The organism is Mycobacterium sp. (assembly GCF_040398885.1).
Taxonomy (GTDB): domain Bacteria; phylum Actinomycetota; class Actinomycetes; order Mycobacteriales; family Mycobacteriaceae; genus Mycobacterium.
Map to the genome: position 1 here is coordinate 1 of NZ_JBBATF010000265.1, position 2,428 is coordinate 2,428.

2 protein-coding genes are annotated in these 2,428 nt (G+C 69.5%); both read right to left on the bottom strand.

Going from position 1 to position 2,428, the window contains the following annotated elements; translation table 11 throughout:
• Positions 1 to 73: 73 nt before the first annotated feature.
• Positions 74 to 2,023, bottom strand: coding sequence for an SMP-30/gluconolactonase/LRE family protein (locus tag ADBZ5U_RS15795; protein ID WP_526811777.1), 1,950 nt, complete (start codon positions 2,021 to 2,023; stop codon positions 74 to 76).
• Positions 2,024 to 2,108: 85 nt separating this feature from the next.
• Positions 2,109 to 2,300, bottom strand: coding sequence for a hypothetical protein (locus ADBZ5U_RS15800; protein ID WP_526811779.1), 192 nt, complete (start codon positions 2,298 to 2,300; stop codon positions 2,109 to 2,111).
• Between the last annotated feature and the right edge of the window lie 128 nt (positions 2,301 to 2,428).

Sequence of the window (2,428 nt, forward strand, 5' to 3'; positions counted from 1 at the left end):
TCCGGTCAGTCCAGCCCCCCAGGGGCACGGGGAGGTTGCCGGCACGGTGGCGCGGCCGCCACCGGCGCTCCACTCAGATCTTCTTCCAGGTCGAGACGCGGTTGTTGCCGAAGTCGACGACGAACGCGCCCGAACCGTCCGCGGACATCGACACGCCTGCCGGCTGCTGCATCTGGCAGGTCGCCGTGCCGTCGCCGCCGAACGGCGTCTGGGCGGTCCACTCCGTGCTCGCGGCGTCGGTCCGGGTCCAGAGGTCCACCCGGCTGTTGCCGAAGTCCGATACCAGCACGGTCAACCCGTCGGGGGTGACCGCGAGTTGGCCGAGCCCCGAGATCTGGCCCAGATCGGACCCGTACTCGCCGAACGTCGTCTGGCTGGCCCAGGCGCTGGCGTTGGTCGTGGTGTCGGGCCGGGTCCACACCGAGACGACGTTCTGGCTCTCCCCGACCCACGCGGTGAGCCCATCCACCGAGACGACGATGTCCTCCATGCCGGTGCTGCCGAAGTTGTACTGGTGGGTCCAGGCGGTCGCGTTGGTCGTGGTGTCCGGCCGGCTCCACACCGAGATGCGCTGCGCGCCCGAGTCCGCCACGTAGATCGTCAGCATGTCAGCGGTGACGAACAGGTTCCGCGGGCTGTTGAACTGGTCGGCGGGAACGGGTTGGCTGTTGGAGAAGGTGCCGATGGTCGTCTGCTTGGTCCAGTTGGTCGCATTTGCGCCGGTGGTTCCGGGGCGGGTGTACACGACGACGTTCCCGGTGCCCCCGACCACGAAGGCCGTCAGCTTGTCGGACGAGACCGCGACGCCGTCCGGCAGCCCAAAATCGCTGTAGCTGCCGAAGCTGGTGAGATTGGTCCAGGTGTTGCTGGCGGTGCTCGAGCGCGTCCAGAGGTCGATCCGGTAGTTCGCCGCATCGCTGACGTAGACCTCGAGCCCGTCGCCGGAGACCGCGAGGCCGTTCGGCGAGCTGAACTGGCTTGCCCCGCTGCCCGGGCCCGAGCCGAAGGTCGTCTGCGCCGACCATCCCGGCGGGGAGCAGGTCTGCGACAGGCAGATCTCGCAGCTCGGGCAGTTGCTGCTGTCCAGGCACTGGACGCAGGTCTGGGTGTTCAGATCGCACACCGGTTTCGCGCCGCCGCAATCCTGGTCCGACAGGCAGCCGAGGCAGGCCCGGTATGGCTCGACAACCTTGCAGGTGGTCTCGCCGGAGCAGACCGCGCACTCGCCGCCCTGCATGCCGCAGGCGGCGTTCTCCGTTCCCGACTTGCAGCGGCCGTTCTTGCAGCACCCCGCCGGGCAGGTCGCCGGCGAGCACGGCGGCACGCAGGCCTTGTTTTCGCAGGTCCCACCGGCCGGGCAGGTCTGGCAGGCCGCGCCGCCCGTGCCGCAGGCCGAAACGTCCGCGCCCGACAGGCAGACTGTCTCCCGGCAGCAGCCCTTCGGGCAGGTCTTCGCGTTGCATACGGCGCCGCAGGTTCCGTTGGCGCAGGTCACCCCGCCCTTGCAGCGGACGCAGGCCGCGCCCTTTGCGCCGCAGGCCGCCTCGCTGCCGCCCGGCCGGCAGGTCGTGCCGTCGCAGCAGCCGGAGCAGTTCTGTTTGGTGCACTTGATGGAGGTGCTCTTCTTGCAGGTCCCGTTGCCGCAGGCGAGCCCGTCGCAGCAGTTGAAGTTCTCCTGGCAGCGGCTGCCGGCGGGGTTGCAGCCGCCGTCGCACCTACCGCCGACGCACCGCCCACTGGAGCACTCGCCGTCGTTGCGGCAGGCCATCCAGTTCGCCTTGAACCGGCATTGCCCGTCGGGGCAGTACTTCGTGCAGCAGTCGCCGTCGGTCTTGCACTTGTTGGCGCCCGGGGAGCCGTCGCCGCAGGGAAGCTGGATCTCCGGCCGGCGGGCCGCCGCGCGCCGCCGGCTCCCTGCGCCAACCCCGCCGAGCAGCACGCCCAGCATCCCCGCCAGTCCCGCGCGCCGGGTCGTTCCCGCCTGCAGCGCCCGCAGCGCCGCATCGAATCGTTGCTGGTCCACAGTGATGTCCCTCCTCGATGACGCGACAACGACTGAGATGGTCGGGTTGCGGCCGGTCGGCCGGTCGAAGTCGAATCAGATCGGGTCAGACACAGATTTCCGCCGCGGTGCGGCTGGCGCCCGGATTTGCTGCCTGGGCGGTCGGTCCATCGCCATCGACAATCCCCCCGGAGCGACGCTGGAGCAGGCTGGGCATGGCGTTCACACGGATTCCGGCCATGCCCGGGGCGCCCCACCGCGTCGACTTCGCCTGCACGTCGAATCGTTGCTGGTCCATGACATTGCCCCTCCCGGTGGCGCGTCGTCGACCCCGGGGACCAGGCCGCTCCAAATGCGGAACGTCCCAGCACAGGGTAGGGGAGGGAACCGGAATTTTGATCACAGGAAACGTTCAGGAGATGTCCT

Coding starts and splice junctions, on each gene's coding strand:
- ADBZ5U_RS15800 (WP_526811779.1), bottom strand. CDS start 2,300: ATGGACCAGCAACGATTCGACGTGCAGGCGAAGTCGACGCGGTGGGGC.